Annotated in this window: 1 protein-coding gene; it reads left to right on the forward strand. The window is 62.7% G+C overall.

The window, feature by feature from the left end; translation table 11 throughout:
• Nucleotides 1-323: 323 nt before the first annotated feature.
• Entirely contained in the window at nt 324-1,238 is a 915-nt protein-coding gene (locus tag A985_RS0103450) for a LysR family transcriptional regulator (protein WP_017232019.1), read from the forward strand.
• Nucleotides 1,239-1,393: the final 155 nt, after the last annotated feature.

Here is a 1,393-nt window from a genome sequence, read left to right on the forward strand (position 1 = left end):
GATCATCGGCTTTTTTCATGCGCGCTCGCCCACCGTCCGCCCCCCCCTCCCTTCCCGAGCGCCGACGCCGGTACAGCGCACTGCCAACCATCGATGCCGATCGATCGGAGACCGAGCACGATGTGCGTCACCGCGCGAGCGATTCGCAAAACATGTCGCGCGCGCGTCACGCCACACGCGCCCTCCGTCCAGACGTCGAGCGAAATCGGTAGAATTTGCCTCATAAAAAATTGAATATTGCTCAACGGCCATCCAAGGGGTTGGGCGTGCCGCGCGTGTAGCGCGTATTCGATTTCGGTTGCTTGATACTTGTTGGGAATGACATGCCTGCCTTCACTCGCGGTGAGCTTGCCGATTTGAACGTCTTTGTCACGATCTGCCGCCGGCAGAGTTTTCGGGAGGCCGCCACCGAACTGGGGGTAACGACCTCGGCCCTGAGTCACGCGATGCGCAATCTGGAAGCGCGCCTGGGCGTGAAGTTGCTGAACCGCACAAGTCGCTCCGTGTCGCCAACGGCCGCGGGCGCCGCACTGGCGAAGGAGCTGGAACAGGGCCTCGAGCAGATTGCCTCGGCCATTGGCGCATTGGACCGCTACCGTGCGTCGCCGGCCGGGCGTTTGCGACTGAATGTGCCGCGCGATGCGGCGCGGTTGCTGCTGGATCCGATTCTGCCGCGATTCGTGGCGTCGTATCCGGACATCGAATTGGATGTCACGGTGGACGATCGGATGCTCGACATCGTGGCGGAAGGTTTCGACGCCGGGATGCGGTATGGCGACACGGTGCCGGGCGACATGATCGCAACGCCGCTCACGCGCGCGCTGAAGTGGATCGTGGTCGGGTCGCCCGCGTACCTCGCGCGGCATGGCCGACCGAAGGTGCCGCAGGATCTGATGTCGCACAATTGCATCCGGATGCGCCTGGGCGACAACACGCTCTACAAGTGGGAGCTGGGCAATGGGCCAACGGCGATCGAACTGGATGTGCCGGGGGCGCTTAGCATCAACGAGAGCGACGGCGTGATTGCGGCGGCAACGGGCGGCCTGGGGTTGGCCTACGTGTTGGAGCGAAACGTGTCGCAGGCACTGTCCAGCGGCACGCTCGAAGCCGTGTTGACGGACTGGGCCGTCGACGGGCCGCCCCTGTCGATGTATTACCCGAGCCGACGTCAAACGCTTCCGGGATTGCGCCATTTGATCGACATGATTCGCTCGGAGCATATGGGCCACGCCGCCTAACGTGGCGGCGCCCCCGATCAGGTAGGTCGCCCCCCCGATTTATCATTTTTTGCCGCAAATCGCTTGACAGTATGTAAGCCCCTCGGCATAATCTTGCTTCTTCGTAGCGAGCAAGCAGCAAGCGAGCTGACGAAGCCCAGATGGCGGAATTGGTA

The organism is Pandoraea sp. B-6 (genome assembly GCF_000282835.1).
Lineage (GTDB): Bacteria > Pseudomonadota > Gammaproteobacteria > Burkholderiales > Burkholderiaceae > Pandoraea > Pandoraea cepalis.

Coding starts and splice junctions, on each gene's coding strand:
- A985_RS0103450 (WP_017232019.1), top strand. CDS start 324: ATGCCTGCCTTCACTCGCGGTGAGCTTGCCGATTTGAACGTCTTTGTC.